Origin of the sequence: Ectobacillus funiculus, assembly GCF_004138295.1 — a bacterium.
Classification (GTDB): domain Bacteria; phylum Bacillota; class Bacilli; order Bacillales; family Bacillaceae_G; genus Ectobacillus; species Ectobacillus funiculus.
In genome coordinates, this window is record NZ_SCFM01000045.1 from 16,676 (window position 1) to 33,390 (window position 16,715).

Annotated in this window: 12 protein-coding genes; 7 read left to right on the plus strand and 5 right to left on the minus strand. The window is 40.4% G+C overall.

The window, feature by feature from the left end:
* Positions 1–12: 12 nt before the first annotated feature.
* On the plus strand, positions 13–279 hold the full coding sequence (locus EP737_RS20695) for a phosphocarrier protein HPr (protein WP_129730535.1): 267 nt from the start codon (positions 13–15) through the stop codon (positions 277–279).
* 58 nt (positions 280–337) lie between these two features.
* Here EP737_RS20695 and EP737_RS20700 read toward each other — a convergent pair whose 3' ends face one another.
* The gene (locus EP737_RS20700) at positions 338–1,987 is read right to left on the minus strand and encodes a glutamine--tRNA ligase/YqeY domain fusion protein (protein ID WP_129730537.1); all 1,650 of its coding nucleotides are present in this window, start codon (positions 1,985–1,987) and stop codon (positions 338–340) included.
* A gap of 134 nt (positions 1,988–2,121) precedes the next feature.
* On the minus strand, positions 2,122–2,319 hold the full coding sequence (locus EP737_RS20705) for a hypothetical protein (RefSeq protein WP_129730539.1): 198 nt from the start codon (positions 2,317–2,319) through the stop codon (positions 2,122–2,124).
* A 221-nt stretch (positions 2,320–2,540) separates the two neighbouring features.
* Here EP737_RS20705 and EP737_RS20710 point away from each other — a divergent pair, with 221 nt between their 5' ends.
* On the plus strand, positions 2,541–4,916 hold the full coding sequence (locus EP737_RS20710) for a WG repeat-containing protein (RefSeq protein ID WP_129730541.1): 2,376 nt from the start codon (positions 2,541–2,543) through the stop codon (positions 4,914–4,916).
* A 153-nt stretch (positions 4,917–5,069) separates the two neighbouring features.
* Positions 5,070–5,969, plus strand: a complete 900-nt coding sequence (gene purU / locus EP737_RS20715; protein ID WP_129730543.1) for a formyltetrahydrofolate deformylase — start codon at positions 5,070–5,072, stop codon at positions 5,967–5,969.
* A 126-nt stretch (positions 5,970–6,095) separates the two neighbouring features.
* Here purU and EP737_RS20720 read toward each other — a convergent pair whose 3' ends face one another.
* The 3 genes from EP737_RS20720 to EP737_RS20730 form a co-directional block, all read right to left on the minus strand.
* Complete coding sequence (locus EP737_RS20720) at positions 6,096–7,652, minus strand: ABC-F family ATP-binding cassette domain-containing protein (protein WP_129730545.1); 1,557 nt, start codon at positions 7,650–7,652, stop codon at positions 6,096–6,098.
* 539 nt (positions 7,653–8,191) lie between these two features.
* Positions 8,192–8,584: a C40 family peptidase gene (locus EP737_RS20725; protein ID WP_129730547.1), complete on the minus strand. Its 393-nt coding sequence runs from the start codon at positions 8,582–8,584 to the stop codon at positions 8,192–8,194.
* A 365-nt stretch (positions 8,585–8,949) separates the two neighbouring features.
* Positions 8,950–10,620 (minus strand): glycoside hydrolase family 13 protein, encoded by a 1,671-nt coding sequence (locus EP737_RS20730; protein WP_129730549.1) that lies wholly within the window; start codon positions 10,618–10,620, stop codon positions 8,950–8,952.
* An 813-nt stretch (positions 10,621–11,433) separates the two neighbouring features.
* Here EP737_RS20730 and ilvA point away from each other — a divergent pair.
* From ilvA to EP737_RS20750, 4 genes are all read left to right on the plus strand, one after another.
* Entirely contained in the window at positions 11,434–12,642 is a 1,209-nt protein-coding gene (gene ilvA, locus EP737_RS20735; protein WP_129730551.1) for a threonine ammonia-lyase, read from the plus strand.
* Between the two features lie 193 nt (positions 12,643–12,835).
* Complete coding sequence (locus EP737_RS20740) at positions 12,836–14,068, plus strand: aminopeptidase (protein ID WP_129730553.1); 1,233 nt, start codon at positions 12,836–12,838, stop codon at positions 14,066–14,068.
* 510 nt (positions 14,069–14,578) lie between these two features.
* Positions 14,579–15,937 carry a glutamine synthetase family protein gene (locus EP737_RS20745; RefSeq protein ID WP_129730555.1) on the plus strand — a complete coding sequence of 453 codons (1,359 nt, stop codon included), beginning with the start codon at positions 14,579–14,581 and terminating at the stop codon, positions 15,935–15,937.
* Between the two features lie 394 nt (positions 15,938–16,331).
* Positions 16,332–16,703, plus strand: a complete 372-nt coding sequence (locus EP737_RS20750; RefSeq protein WP_129730557.1) for a DnaJ family domain-containing protein — start codon at positions 16,332–16,334, stop codon at positions 16,701–16,703.
* Positions 16,704–16,715 lie beyond the last annotated feature (12 nt).

A 16,715-nucleotide genomic window follows, 5' to 3' on the forward strand; every position in this document is an offset into this window, starting at 1 on the left:
AGGAGATTGATTATGGTTGAAAAAACATTTACAGTGATTGAGGAGGCAGGGATTCACGCACGACCTGCAACTGTATTAGTGAGCCAGGCGAGTAAATGCGCATCTGAAATTACACTGGAGTACAACGGGAAAATAGTAAACTTGAAATCGATTATGGGTGTAATGGCTCTTGGGATTCCAGCAGGAGCGAAAGTAAAGATTTCTGCGGAAGGACAAGATGAGGCGGAAGCTCTTCTAAAGCTGGAAGAGGTATTGAAAAGCGCAAATTTAGTGGCATAAGGTATATAAACATAAAATGAGGCTGTGGAGAATTTTTTCACAGCCTCATTTCTACTTATTATATTCTAAATGAGCTTTTCAAGGAAACAATTTGGTTAAACACTATATGATCCTTCGATGTATGTTTAGGATCTACATTAAAGTAACCGTGACGGAAAAATTGGAATTTATCCTGAGGCTGTACATCCTTCATATTTTCCTCAATATAGCCTTGTAGAATTTCTAAGGAATTTGGATTTATATGATCAAGGAAGGTTTCACCTTCTTCTTGTTTTTGATCATCTAGAATAAGCGGCTCATATAAACGGAATTCAGCTGATATCGCTTTGGAAGCTTCAACCCAGTGAATCGTTCCTTTTACCTTACGTCCTGTAAAGCCGCTGCCGCTCTTTGTTTCCACATCATACGTACAGTGAAGTTCAATCACATTTCCATTTTCATCCTTCACAACATCATTGCATTTAATGAAGTATGCATGCTTTAGGCGTACTTCATTGCCAGGGAAGAGACGGAAATATTTTGCTGGCGGGTTTTCCATAAAGTCATCCTGCTCAATGTAAATTTCACGAGAGAACGGAATTTTTCTTATACCCATTTCAGGATTTTCTGGGTTAATTTCCGCATCGAGCCATTCCACTTCGCCTTCCGGATAGTTTGTAATAACAACCTTTAATGGTCGAACAATCCCCATCGTGCGCGGTGCTTTTAATTTTAAGTCTTCGCGGACAAAATGCTCCAGCATCTGCGAGTCAACTGTGCTGAATGCCTTTGCGACACCAATTTCACGGCAGAATGTACGAATAGCTTCCGGTGTGTAGCCTTTTCGGCGCAAGCCGGAAATTGTCGGCATACGTGGATCATCCCAGCCATCTACTATACCTTCATCTACCAATTGCTTTAGCTTTCGTTTGCTCATAACAGTGTTTGTGAGATTTAAGCGACCAAATTCAATTTGCTGCGGTTTGCTTTCTGTTTCACAATTCTCGATAATCCAATTGTATAAAGGACGTTGATCTTCAAACTCTGTTGTACAAATAGAGTGCGTAACATTCTCAATTGCATCCTCAAGAGGGTGGGCGAATGCGTACATTGGATAGATGCACCATGCATCGCCTGTATTATGGTGCGTTGCATGAGCAATACGGTAAATAACAGGGTCGCGCAGATTGATATTAGGTGAGGTCATGTCGATTTTAGCCCGTAATACCTTTTCGCCGTCCTTAAATTCCCCGTTGCGCATCTTGTTAAATAGGTCGAGATTTTCCTCGATAGAACGATTACGGAATGGACTTTCCTTGCCAGGCTGTGTAAGAGTACCACGGTATTCACGGATTTCCGCTGCTGATAGGTCATCCACATAAGCCAGTCCCTTTTTAATGAGAAGGACTGCGCGCTCATACATTTCTTCAAAATAGTCAGAAGCGAAGAATAAGCCGTCCCAGTCGTAGCCGAGCCATGTTACGTCTTCCTTAATGGAGTTTACATATTCGACATCTTCCTTTAAAGGATTCGTATCATCGAATCGTAAATTTGTTTTTCCTTTAAATTCATCTGCCAGTTCAAAGTTTAATACAATCGATTTTGCATGACCAATATGCAAGTAGCCGTTTGGCTCTGGCGGGAAGCGGGTAATAACATAATCGCGCTTACCTGTTTCTAGATCTTCTTTTACAATATTTCGAATGAAGTTAGACGTGTTATGCTCCATCTTTTAAACCTCCTTGTAGCACAATTTGTTTCGAACGATTTGAAAGCCTTGTTTTTTACGTATTCACAAGTGCTGTTCTCGTCAATATTTTCAGGAACTGAATATATTATAATAATAAATTCCCAAAAAAACTATTATACACCTGTTCTTCGTCGTTGATTGTTTGGTTTTTTCGTCTGCTGGCTTTTCATTGCTTTTGTATTTTTGACAAGACCATTGTCTGTTTTACCAGCTGTCTGTCCTTGCTTCTTGTTAGCGAGCATCTGTTTCATCGCTTCTTGAAGACTGACTTTCTTTGGAACTGCTTGCTCATTATTTTCTAAATTAGACATGGAAATAAGTCTCCTTCGTAAATTGTGTCAGTATCTATCATATACTGAAAAGAATCGGAATAAAAGAAAGTGTTGCTGTATTTTCATTCTAAGTAAATTTGCTTCGTGTAAAAGTATTACAAGTACCCTGTTTAGTCTATCTCTTATAAAAGAGGATTATTTATATGCAATAAGTGCAGCTCACGAACATTCAGATTTATAAGGAAAATAGGGGGGAGCGCATGGGAGGATACGCGAGTCTTTTACAAGCATTTTTACCGGTTCATGCAAGCTTGCTTATGGATGGCGATCATGCAGTTATCTATGAGGCCGACATAGAGGGTGACGGAGCAAATGAAATAACTGGTGCCTACAGATGGTATGGGGAGATCTATCTCTTAACCCTGAAGCAGTTTAACCAGGGGTGGAGGGTAATTGCTCATATACGAGGACGCGGCTATGATATTTCCTATTTATATGTAGCTCCTGTTACAGGAAGAGGGCTGGTGAATATTATTGCAGGCTGGCAGGTAAGGGAGACTTGGTCAGAGCTTTCCATATATGAGTGGACGCAGAACGGAGTACGAGAAATTACAAGGCCGGGGATCTATTTTAGCGGGATAGAGGTTGAGGATATGCCGGTCCTAGATGGACAATATGAAATTGCCTTGTGGCTGCGTGAAAATGAAGAGATGTATCAGCTTGGGGTATACAGGTGGAGAAATAACAGTTTAGAGCCTGCAGCGGATCTGTATCCATACTACCGAAAAAAGGTTGCAAGATACTATCAGGAAAAGATGAAAGAGATTCCGAATCAAGCCCTCCTATCAACCGGTACTGCTACAAGCTTAACTGCTCCTCCTATGCTTAAAGGAGAATGGCCGCAGCTAAGGGAAGAACTATCGAACATGAGGGCGGCCTACTTATACCGTGCTTCCATTCAAACACTACAAGGTGAGAAATGGGGATATATCGATGGCGGGGGACGGTTTATTTTGCCGCCGCAATACGATGATGCGCTTCGTTTTCAAGCAAATGGCTTGGCCGTTGTGAGAGTCGGGAGGGTATTCGGGGTAATTGATGCATCTGGAGCATTCGTTGTAAAACCTAGATACGGAACCATTTCGGAATTTTCAGAAGGACGTGCCGCTGTTACAGATAACCGTGGATTTCATGTTATTGATGAGAAAGGAAATGTACTAACGAGCAAGCCCTACAGCTATATTGGGACATACAAAGAAGGGCGTGCTATATACGCTGATACAAACCAACAGGGTAAATATTTATACGGTTATTTAGACGAACAGGGCAGGGAGGTTATTCCTCTTTCGTATGAATTAGCTAGGGACTTTAAGGGTGGAAAAGCTGTTGTACAAATAAGTGATTCTCAATTTGCATTGGTTGATAGAAGCGGAACAATTGTCCATACTTATCCGTATGCCTTTGTTGGAGATATCGGGGAAGGTTTATTAGCCTTTCAAGAGAAGTCAGATAGTCGGTATGGGTTTATAGATGAAACCGGACATGTTGTGATTGAACCGAAATATACAGGAGCACAGACGTTTCAAGAAGGAAGAGCTGTCGTGAATACAGCGGAGAATTACATGAACGCATTTGGACTTATTGATAGGAATGGTCGATTGATCATTAAGCCTGCGTATAATGATATTCTGCCTCTTGGAGAAGGTAGGCTTGCGGTAGGGAAGGCACTTGATAAAAAACAACCTTTTATCGGATCACGCTATGCTATCACAGATACAAGCGGTTTGTTTTTAACGGATTTTGTGTATTATGATGTAGGCAATTATGAGAAGGGGTTAGCTTCTGTAGATGATGGCAGGAATACCTTTTTTATCGGTAAGAATGGAAAAGCTGAGACGGGTCTACCAATTGTGCATGGAAACGGGACGGTTCGCATCGTTGGAAATCTGATTGAAGCAAATGTAGATAATCGTTTATCATATCGAAACAGATTTGGGGATGTCGTATGGCAGCAAAATCGAACGATACGTTTAAATAATTTGTATACAGTGAGGGAAGAAAAATATAAACCGAACCGTCATTATCTTGTATATTATCCGAGAATAGAAGGCATGGAGAATAAAGCTGCACAAGAAGAAGTAAATCAGGAGTTGAAGCGCCTTTCCCAGGTGAAACCGATTGATAGCACTGCGCAGCAATATAGCTATACAGGGGACTTTTCATTGTCGCTTTTCCAGAAGCATTTACTTGTATTAGAGCTGAACGGATATAAATTTCCATTTGGAGCAGCTCACGGTATGCCAACGAAGGTATACGTCCACATAGATGTACGAGATGGGACGATTTATCAGCTTGAAGACCTATTTATAAAGGACAGTAATTATGAGAAAGTATTAAGTGACATCATCAAACAACAAATTGAAACAGAAAATCAATATTCGTATGTATTTCCTGATGCGTATAAGGGAATACAAGCAGATCAGCCATTCTATGTAACAGATAAGGCATTATATATTTATTTCAAACCGTATGAAATTGCTCCCTTTGTAGCAGGTTTTCCAACGTTCACGATCCCTTATATTAGAATAAGAGATATTCTTCATACACAAGGGAAGTTTTGGAGAGCATTTCATTGAAATGATACGGATCTGTTCCTTATATGATGAATATGAAAAGCTATGATTTAGCGTACACCTATCATTTCCAATTCAAAATTGTAAACATTATATTTGCATATTTCTCTGCGCAAAGTATAATTGATAATCAATAGTAATAGAGAGGTAGAACAAATGAAACCATATATTCAGAAGCAAATGCAAGCATTTCAGGAGCAAAATCGAAATAGAGGGCGTTTATTAATTAGCTGCCCTGACCAACCAGGGATTGTGGCAACGGTATCTCGATTCCTATTCGAATATAATGCTAATATTATTGAATCCAGTCAGTATTCTACAAATCCAGAGGGCGGTATATTTTTCATGCGTGTTGAATTTGAGTGCCCAGGATTAAGCCAAAAAGCAAAAGAGATAGAGCAAGCTTTCGAAGAGATTGCTGAGCAGTTTTCTATGAAATGGAAGCTATCCTATGTACATGATTTAAAACGCACAGCGATTTTTGTTTCAAAAGAATTGCATTGCTTATTAGAATTGCTTTGGGAATGGCAAAGCGGAGGTTTATTAACAGATATCGCTCTTATCGTCAGCAACCATGAGGATGCCCGCGAAACAGCAGAGTCATTTGGCATTCCTTTTTGCCATGTTCCTGCAAACAAGGAAAATCGTGCAGAGGCAGAAGCACAGCAACTGCGATTGCTAGAGGAGTATAAGATTGATGTAATTATTTTAGCGCGTTATATGCAAATTCTAACTCCTAATTTTGTAGCTGCACATCCGAATCGAATTATCAATATTCATCACTCGTTTCTTCCGGCCTTTATTGGCGCGAGACCTTATGAGCGTGCACATGAGCGTGGGGTAAAGCTAATTGGGGCTACATCTCATTATGTAACGAACGATTTAGATGAAGGACCAATTATTGAGCAGGGGGTAGAGCGAGTGCGTCATCACCACAATGTGGAGGCGCTTAAAAAAATCGGTCGTTCTATCGAGCGTAGCGTATTGGCGCGTGCTGTGAAATGGCATTTAGAAGACCGTGTAATCGTTGATCGAAATAAAACAATCGTATTCTAATACTAGGAAAAACGCCCGGCTTTGTCATAGGCCGGGCGTTTTTCCTTACACTTTAAACTTTGATAGTTTATGCTGAAGATTTTGTGCTGTATTAGCAAGTGTTGCCGAATTGGGATTCCGTTTATATTAAAAGACCTTTGTAGTCCAGGATTCACAATTCCAAATATCTGTAGTCACATCGCGGTAAAATTCCGGTTCGTGGCTGATGAGAAGAATGCTGCCCTTATACTCTTTTAAGGCACGTTTTAGTTCTTCCTTTGCATCTACGTCTAAGTGGTTTGTCGGCTCATCGAGTACAAGAAGGTTTGTCTCCTTGTTGACAAGCTTACAAAGGCGTACCTTTGCCTTTTCTCCACCGCTTAGCACTGCTACCTTACTTTCGATATGCTTTGTTGTTAATCCGCATTTCGCGAGGGCGGCGCGTACCTCGTATTGATTAAAGGAAGGGAACTCGTTCCATACCTCTTCAATACATGTATTATAGTTTGCTTCCTTGATTTCCTGTTCAAAATAGCCGATATGCAGGTGCTCACCTAATTGAACAGAACCAGAAACTGGCTGAAGTTCACCAAGAATGCTTCTGAGAAGCGTTGTTTTCCCGATCCCGTTTGCTCCGACAAGGGCGATTTTTTGTCCGCGTTCCATCCGCAGGTTTAACGGTTTAGAAAGAGGGCTGTCATAGCCAATAACTAGATCCTTTGTTTCAAAAATTAGCTTTCCGGAAGTGCGAGCAGGCTTAAAATGAAATTCTGGCTTTGGTTTTTCCTGTGCAAGCTCAATAACCTCCATTTTATCCAGCTTTTTTTGGCGAGACATCGCCATATTACGGGTAGAAACGCGTGCTTTGTTGCGAGCTACGAAATCCTTCAGATCTGCAATCTCTTGTTGTTGCTTTTTATAAGCTGATTCAAGCTGCTGTTTCTTTACTTCGTATACTTGCATGAAGTTATCATAATCACCGACATATCGATTTAACTCTTGATTTTCCATGTGATAAATTAAGTTGATTACATTATTTAAGAATGGGATATCGTGGGATATTAAAATAAAGGCATTTTCGTATTCCTGTAAATAACGCTTCAACCATTCGATATGCTGCTCATCAAGATAGTTTGTCGGCTCATCCAGTAAGAGAATTTCGGGTTTTTCAAGAAGAAGCTTAGCAAGAAGAACCTTTGTACGCTGACCGCCGCTCAAATCCTGAACATCTCGATCAAGACCGACATCATCAAGTCCAAGTCCGCGGGCCACCTCTTCAACCTTAGAATCAATTACATAGAAATCATTGTTAGTTAACATATCTTGAATAACTCCAACGTCTTCAAGCATTTGTTCTAGCTCTTCCGGAGTTGCTTCCGCCATCTTGACGTAAAATTCATTCATTTGCGCTTCCATATCAAATAAATATTGAAATGCGCTCCGTAATGCATCGCGAATCGTCATACCACGCTGCAGCACTGCATGCTGATCCAAGTAGCCAACACGTACGTTTTTCGACCATTCAACCTTTCCTTCATCGGGCTGAAGCTTGCCTGTAATGATATTCATAAATGTTGATTTTCCTTCACCATTCGCACCGATGAGCCCAATATGCTCTCCTTTGAGCAATCGAAAGGAGACGTTATTAAAAATAGCACGATCACCGAAGCCGTGGCTTAAATCTTTTACTGTTAAAATACTCATAGCTATGCACCTTATCCTAAATGTATTTGAAATGTTTCCTTTTAAAATCAGTTTTTATTCATACATAGTTGATTATAGCGGAGTTAGGAAGGACAGAAAAGAGGATTAACATGTAAAAGCGCCTTAATATTGTAAATGCTGATGAAACATCGACTGGTGCGCAGGAGGTTTCTCAGGTAACAATGAAGCAATCTGAGAACATTGCAGTCATTGATAAGCTGGCTGAGGATTTAGGGACATGTGCCTGCGAATTAAAACGGAACATTGAACAGTTTACTAGCTAAGATAAAAGATGGAGCAGTTACACAAGCTGCTCCTATGTCTTATATATTAAACAATTTATAAATTTCCAGCTAGAAGTCATCCGAAACAGTCAGAACTTTTAGGAATACAGTGTAAGTGCAATCACGACGCTGTATTCGCCCAAGGGCAGGGCGGGGGGGTGTCTATATGCTAAAGACCTCTATCTATCGAGGCAAAAGGCGCCTCAGTATGCGAGGAACTGTCTTCCTCAGAAGCGGGGCGACCGTGCGCTTTTCCTATCCGAATCGTTTTGCACCGATAAACCTTTCTTTCCAATTACCCGCAAATTGGACAACAGATACCTTTCCTTCCCTACGAGAGGTGTGGAGCATGCGACCTTGTCCAATATAGATAGCTACATGCCCAATCTTTTCTATCCCTTGTCTGTTCATACGCCGTGGTGTTGTAAAAAATAACAGGTCTCCCTTTTGTATATTAGAGTAGGGAACGTTGACACCAGCTCGATACTGCTGCCGTGAGTTTCTTGGAAGAGTGACACCGTGTCGTTTGAAAATGTGCTGCATAAAGGAACTGCAGTCAAAGGTGTTAGTTTGATACGGTGACGAATTAAATACATATGGTGTTCCTAAGTATTTCATCCCTGTTTTAATAATATTGTCTGAAAGCACGCCAAATCTCCTCTTTTTAAAGAATTCTTCTTTCTATATTAATGCAGAAAGAGAGGAGTTGGATTGGACAAGGGTCTTATAAAATGAAAATAAGGCGCCCTTTTGATTAAGAGAGTAGGACCCCTGAGACTGTTGTCTCGTGCTTGTTTAGGAGAATGAGTGGGTTATGGTTCGTCTGAGTGACGTGATAGAAGGGTAACAAGGTGAGAGAATCGCGAGGGAATATCAAGAGGGGGTACTCAAAGTAGTCCCCCCTCTTTCGCTTTAAGAAAGTATAAGTTTCCCGATCGAAGTTAATTCGACATCATGGAAAATTTTAGGGATGAAGTGTAAGTGCAACTACGCTTCTGTGCTCGCTTATGGTGTTACATCATTAAATAGACACGGGTTTCGTAAGGTCTTAGGGTGAGACGCTTAGGCAGAGCTTTATCCACAACTACATAGTTATTCATAACAAGTTCTGAAACAGAATGACTGAAACGATTCGGGACTTTAAAACTAGTTTCTGCTTCGCTAAAGTTGCAAATGATTAGGGCTTTTTGGTTTCCTAATGTGCGAGTGTATACGAATAGCTTCGGATGATTTGGCAATAACAATTCATAAGTGCCATATACAAACACTGGGTTTTCTTTTCGCAAATGAATCAAGCTTTTATAAAAATGTAAAATAGAGTCAGGATCCTTTAATTGTTCTGTTACGTTAATTTCTTTATAATTTTGATTTACACCTAACCAAGTTTGGCCCGCGGTTGTAAATCCTCCCATGTTGGTTGCATCCCATTGCATCGGAGTACGGGAATTATCTCGACCTTGTTTCCAAACGACTTCCATAATCTCCTCATGGGAACGGCCTTTTGCCGTTTCAACCTTATAGTAGTTAATCATACCGACATCATTGTATTCGTTAATAGACGGAAACTGGACATTCGTCATCCCAATTTCCTGGCCCTGATAAATAAATGGTGTGCCCTTCATGAGAAAATATAAAGCGCCTAGCATTTTGGCACTCTCTTTCCAATACTCCTGATCATTTCCCCAGCTTGAAACCCTGCGTGGCTGATCATGGTTTTCGATGAAGAGGGCGTTCCAACCTCTACCTTCTAAACCAGTTTGCCATTTGGTTAATGCTTTTTTTAATGCACGTACGTCGACAAGATCTTCTGAATCCTTATCCCAAAGACCTAGAAATTCAAACTGAAAAACCATATTGAAATGGCCATTTTCTTCACCAACCCATTTTTCGGCATCATCAATCCCTACACCATTTGCTTCTCCAACAGTCATAACATCGTAGTTCTTGATTGTTTTTTGGGAAAGTTCTGTTAGCCATGTATCAATCCCCTCAACATTCATCATATAAGGAAAGCAGGGAACGTAATCTAAGTTATTTGGGTTCGGCATATCCGGGAAGCCTGGCTCCTTTTTAATATGGGAAATTGCATCAACACGGAAACCATCAATCCCTTTTTCCAGCCACCAATTGACCATATCATGTAAAGCATTTCTTACTTCAGAGTTCTCCCAATTTAGGTCAGGCTGTCGTTCGGAGAAGATGTGCATAAAATATTGTTCTGTTTCTTCATCATACTTCCAAGCAGAACCACTGAAAATAGATTCCCAGTTGTTTGGTTCCTTGCCGTTTTTGCCATCCCTCCAGATATACCAATCACGCTTTGGATTATCTTTAGAGGAGCGAGATTCAATAAACCAAGGGTGTTCATCGCTTGTATGATTGATGACCAAATCAAGAATCAATCGCATTCCGCGTTGATGAACTTCTTCTAGCAGTTCATCAAAGTCCGCTAGCGTACCGAATTCCTCCATAATGTCCTGATAATCTGAAATATCATAGCCATTATCGTCATTTGGAGACTTATACATAGGACATATCCAAATAACATCAATTCCTAATTCTTTTAAGTAATCTAATTTTGAAAGAATTCCCTTGAGATCCCCAATTCCATCCCCATTACTATCCATAAAGCTTCGAGGATAAATCTGATATACGACACTTTCCTTCCACCATTTTTTCTCCATATTTCTTCTCCTTTCTCTTCTAAAAATAAATAGTTGGCGTTCTTAGCTTCTCCTGAAAGCCTGTTCCACAATTGGGACTTTGGCATTTTTGCTTGTAGGACTCTTTTTGGATATTTGACATAATCGCTGTATAAAGGGAAAATTGCATTGCTCTTTGATTGAGTGTACTGCATTATTTTGGTATCGCTTTCAAAACGAGGTATAAAAAAATATTTTAAACGTTATTAAAAAATAAACTTAGATAAGAGCTTCTTTTATTTAACACTGTAAGAAAGTATAAATTGTCAGCTAGAAGTCAATTCGACGTAGTCGGAAATTTTAGGAATACAATAGAAGTGCAACTACGTCTCTGTCTTCGCCTAAGGGCAGGGCTCGCCAATCAGCGAGTTTTCTTTATCCCGTTCCTTTTTTCTTAATTCAAACCTAATTTTATTATATTGTGGTATCGGTTTCAATGGTTTTGTCGTCTTATTTTAAAACAAACTGAAGGTTTCTGTATGAAGGCTATTTATGCATTTATCCATTTTTAGATGTGTATATCAAAAAAAATGCTGTTAAAAAGCCTTGAGAAGCTAACCTTATATCAAAAGCGCTTCCTTGGGGTTGAAAGTATCTTTAATAGTAGGAGGGATATTTGATGACCTTATATTAGGAAAACGATTCCATGTAGCGCCCATTTAGGATGGGCACAAAATTTATCATTTTGTATATTATTTAGTATGAACGTTGCATCAATACAGGATGAGAATAAACTCATCATCCTTACAAACAATACAGTTGTATTATGCAATGTAGAGACATGGGGGATTGGGCATGGTATCCATACAGGATGTTTTCGCAGCGCGGAAGAAAATGAAGGGAATTGTTCACGAAACTCCTTTAGATTATTCCCGTACATTCAGTGAATTTACAAACAATGAGGTGTATCTAAAGCTAGAAAATTTACAGAAAACAGGATCGTTTAAGGTGAGAGGTTCCTACAATAAGATTATGTCCTTGTCAGAGGCTGAGCTTAGAAAAGGGGTCATTGCTGCTTCTGCGGGTAACCATGCCCAAGGTGTAGCGTACTCAAGCAGCATGCTGCAAATTCCGTGTACAATTGTGATGCCAAAAGGTGCACCGCTTAGTAAGATTGCAGCAACAAAAGGATACGGCGCAAAGGTAGAACTGCAGGGGAATGTCTTTGATGAGGCACTCGCCTATGCGCTCCAGCTTAAAGAGAGAACAGGAGCAACGTTTGTACATGCATTCGATGATGCGGCAATTATTGCAGGACAAGGGACAGTCGGCCTAGAAATACTAGAGGGGATACCCGATGTTGAAGTTATTCTGTGTCCAGCTGGAGGAGGGGGGCTTCTTGCGGGTGTAGCATTAGCCATTAAAGAGCAGAAGCCTTCTGTGAAGGTATACGGTGTGCAAGTCATAGCCTGTCCAAGTATAAAAAAATCATGGGATGAAAAGCAAGTCACAACAGTTGATGCACTTCCGACAATGGCAGATGGCATTGCTGTCAGAAGACCGGGGGAATTAACCTTTCAATTGATTCAAAAATATGTAGATGATATTGTTACCGTTGATGAAATGGAGATCGCCCGTACGATGCTAATGGTGTTAGAGCGCAGCAAGCTTCTTGTAGAAGGGTCTGGTGCTAGTGCGCTTGCAGCGCTTCTATACAAAAAGCTTCCGATTGAGGGGAAAAAAATTGCTGTGATCCTAAGTGGCGGTAACGTAGATGTGAATGTTATCGCTCGCATTATCGAGCGCGGCATGGTAGAAGCTGGCCGCTTTGTCCATTTTTCTACTACCTTGCCTGATAAGCCGGGACAATTGCAAAGGGTGCTGCAAATTATCGCGGAGGCTGGAGCAAACGTATTGAATGTTCAACATGAGCGTATTGGCATGAAGGTATTCCCTGGTTACGCAGAGCTGCATCTTTCACTTGAGACAAAGGATCAGGCTCATATTGATCAGGTTTTTGAAAAGCTGCAGCAAAAGGGCTATTGTATACAAATGATCGAATAAATGAATTAGAACAACATCTTACTCAGGAAGCCGCCAGCAGCGGCTTCTGTGTTTGGAAACATAAAGAAGCTGGAGGGCTTTAATATCTCTAGCTAAATTTGTAATTAACAGTTCAGCTGCACATAACTTCTTTGCGTTCTGGAATTCGTATTAACATAGTGAAATGAATACATACATATGGAGGGGACAATAGATGAAACAACTCGAACAAATGCTTGAAAAATATGCTGATTTGGCAGTACGTATCGGAGTAAACATTCAACAAGGACAAACGCTTGTCGTAAATGCTCCGCTTCCAGCAGCGGAGTTTGTACGTAAAATTGTTACAAAGGCATATGAAGCAGGCGCCAAAAATGTACATGTAGAATTCCAAGATGAAAATATCACACGCATTAAATATGAAAAGGCACCAGATGAAGCCTTCACAGAATATCCGATGTGGAGAGCTAAGGGTATGGAGGAAATGGCGGAAAATGGAGCTGCATTTTTGTCTATTTATTCTCCGAACCCTGAGCTTTTAAAAGGAATTAATCCGCAGCGTATTTCCATGTGGAATAAAACAGCTGGTACAGCGCTGAAAAAATATCGCAGCTATATGATGGCAGATCAAGCACGCTGGTCATTGATTTCAGTTCCAACAGCAGAGTGGGCAGCAAAAGTGTTTTCTGATGTGGAGGAAGCAGAAGCCATAGAGAAGCTATGGGATGCTATTTTTAAAATTGTCCGTATTGATCAAGAAAATCCGATTGCGGCATGGCATGCACATAATGAAACATTAAAGCAAAAGGTAACGTACCTAAATGACAAGCAGTATGTGCAGCTTATGTATGAAGCGCAAGGGACGAGTCTTACTGTAAACCTGCCGGAGAATCATGTATGGCAGGGTGGGGGTTCTGTAGACCAAGGCGGTATACGATTTAATCCAAATATGCCGACGGAGGAAGTATACACAATGCCGCATAAGGATGGCGTAAACGGTACAGTGCGCAGCACGAAACCGTTGAATTATGGCGGTAACGTAATTAATAACTTTACGCTAACATTTAAAGATGGAGTTGTCGTGGATTTTACAGCAGAAACAGGCTATGAAACACTAGAGCAGCTGTTAAATATGGATGAAGGTTCACGCCGGCTTGGAGAAGTAGCGCTTGTTCCACATCGTTCCCCGATTTCTAATTCTGGATTGACGTTTTATAATACGCTATTTGATGAGAATGCATCAAATCATCTTGCGTTGGGCGAAGCATATCCAGTTAATCTGCAAAATGGAACAGCAATGACACCAGAGGAGCTGTCGGAGCGCGGTGCAAACAAAAGCCTTGTGCACGAAGATTTTATGATTGGATCAGCTGATATGAATATCTACGGTGTAACAAAAGATGGAAAGCGTGAACCGATTTTTAAAAACGGCAACTGGGCATTTTAAGATAAAGAAGAGCAACGAGTATTTGGCTCGTTGCTTTTCTTTATGAGAATGAAGCTTAAGAAAAATAATTCGTCTTAATACTGCATACTGCTGATGTCATTGCTTTAGGCGGAAAGCATCACTTTTGTGTATAAGCTCTATATTTGATGCTTTGAGGTAATTCTTGTTTATAGAACAACATTTTCTATAGGTTATACTGTAGGAAAATATACAATTCCAGCTTGAAGTCATTTGACGCAGTCGGAAATTGTCGAAATACAGTGTAAGGCAACTACATCTCTGTTTCTGCCAATGATGAGCTTTCTTTAGTTTTTGTAGTCCTTTTTTGCTTGTAATAATGAACATTTTCTAAAAAGAAAACGTTTTTGTTAAGGAATTATCGAAAATTTGACCCGTTTAGGAAAATTTTAACGAATAAAAGTTCAAAAAAGCTATTGAAAAGACCAAGTTGTTTGGATTATAATAAGCCTATGTTAAAAAATATGACACGGAAATGAGAGGGAGAGTAACATGAGTCAAATTTCTCAAGCAAATAGCGGTACACTTACTCTTGAAAAAATTAAAGAAATCGTAGAGCAAAAAAATGTGGAGCTTCTTCACTTACAATTTGTAGATATCGAAGGTATTTTAAAGCACGTAACAGTTACATCTGCACAATTAGAAGATGTTGTAGAAGGCAAAATGATGTTTGACGGTTCTTCTATTACTGGATTTTCTCCAATCAACAAATCTGACTTATATCTGCAACCAGATTTAAATACATTCGCTGTTCTTCCTTGGACAGTAGAAGAAGGCTATTCTGAAGCACGTTTCCTTTGCAGCGCAGCTAACCCAGATGGCACTCCTTATGAAGGCGACACTCGTAACGTATTGAAAAAAGTAGTAGAACAAGCAGGTGAACAAGGCTACACAATTTCTGTAGGTCCTGAGCTTGAGTTCTTCTTATTCAAAACAGACGACAACGGTAACCCAACAATGGCTTTACATGATAACGCTGGATACTTCGAGCCATCTCCAAAAGACTTTGGCGAGCGCGTTCGTTTAGAAATCTACCGTGCATTAAAAGCAATGGGCTTCACAATCGAAGCGTCTCACCATGAAGTAGCTGAAGGTCAACATGAAATCAACTTCAAGTATGCAGATGCTTTAGGTGCTGCAGACAGCTCTACAACTTACAAATGGGTTGTAAAAACAATTGCAGCGAAATATGGTCTTCATGCAACATTTATGCCAAAACCAGTTTTCGGTATTAACGGTTCTGGAATGCACGTAAACATGTCCTTCTTCAAAGATGGCCAAAATGTATTCTTCGATCCAGCTGATTCTCGCCAGCTTTCTCAAACTGCATACCAATTTATCGCTGGTCTAATCGCAAACGTAAAGAGCTTTACAGCGGTTACAAACCCTCTAGTAAACTCTTATAAGCGTCTTGTGCCTGGCTACGAAGCACCTTGCTACATCGCATGGTCTGCATCTAACCGTTCTGCATTGATCCGTATCCCTGCAAAACGTGGTCTTGCTACACGCGTTGAGCTTCGTTGTCCAGATCCATCTGCGAACCCATACCTAACATTTGCGGTAATCGCAGCAGCAGGTTTAGATGGCGTAGAGAAAGGCCTAACTGCTCCAGCTCCAGTTGACGAAGATATCTTCCACATGACTGATGCAGTTCGTGCTGAATACGGCATCGACAACCTTCCTGGCAGCTTAGAAACAGCTGTAGCTGAGCTAGAGAACGGTACAATCGGCCGCGCTACATTAGGCGAGCACGTATTTAACGAATACGTTGCATTGAAAAAAGGTGAGTGGGATAGCTATCGTACAGCTGTACACACTTGGGAAATCGAAAAATATCACGCGAAATTCTAATATAAATAAAAAGCCCTCAGTTTTTAAAACTGAGGGCTTTTTGACACTTTAAGAAAATATAAATCTCTAGCCAGAAGACAATTCGACGTAGTGAGAATTTTAGGAATAAAGTATAAGTGCAGCTACGCCTCTGTCTTCGCCCGAAGGCAGGGCTCGATTATGAACGAATAGCCTGGGAGCTGTAGGCAGTTTGTTCGTTCATAGATATAAAAAGTATATGAATAGGATATGTCGCTCATGTCTATAATTAAATAAATGTAATAAAATGATACTTGTATGTATTAAGTGTTTTTACAAAGCAGCAATAGTAGAGATAAAATGTAATGGAGGAAAATAAGTAACATTTGCAGGAAACAGATAGATAAGACTTTGAAACTGCAAGGGAGGCGAAACAATGGATATATTCTTAATTATGGCGGAAGAACGCATTCGACAGTCAATACAAAATGGTGATTTTGAGAATTTGCCTGGTGAGGGTAAGCCGTTAAAACTCGATGACTTATCTGGTGTGCCAGAAGACTTACGAATGGGATATAAGATTTTAAAGAATGCTGGAATGGTTCCAGAGGAGGTTCAGCTTAAAAAGGATATGCTGAAGCTTGAAGATTTGCTTGCCTGCTGCATAGATGAACAGGAACGAACTTCAGTGCAAAGCAAGTTAACGGAGAAGGAAATTCGTTTCAATCAATTAATGGAAAAGCGAAAGATGCGAAGTACAGGTGCGTTTGGTATGTACCGGGAGAGGCTGCTTCGGAAGTTTCGGTAAGGAGAGCAGGAT